General features: G+C 55.0%; 1 protein-coding gene. It reads left to right on the plus strand.

The annotated features are described in order from the left end of the window. A partial coding sequence (locus tag ACCD05_RS32005; RefSeq protein WP_413397712.1) for a hypothetical protein occupies positions 1–208 on the plus strand: 208 nt, incomplete at its 5' end. Positions 209–251 lie beyond the last annotated feature (43 nt).

The following is a 251-nucleotide window of genomic DNA, read 5'->3' on the forward strand; positions in this document are numbered from 1 at the left end:
GGTCGAGGATCTCGTTCTCCAGTTTCACGAGACCGCGGGTGACGCGCGAGACGTCCAGCAGGTCGTCGACGAGCTCCGTCATGTGGCGCACCTGGCGCGAGATGATGTTGCTGGCTTTCAGGCGCAGCCCTTCGTTCTTTTATTTATGTTTCTGGTTCTAGGGCGAGCTAGTGATTGGATCGAGTGGTTTGCGCTGTTCATTCGATAGAATGGCGTTTATCGCGTGCTTCTTCTTGTTGGTTGGCTTGGAC

Origin of the sequence: Rhizobium sp. Rhizsp42 (assembly GCF_047304155.1) — a bacterium.
GTDB lineage: Bacteria > Pseudomonadota > Alphaproteobacteria > Rhizobiales > Rhizobiaceae > Rhizobium.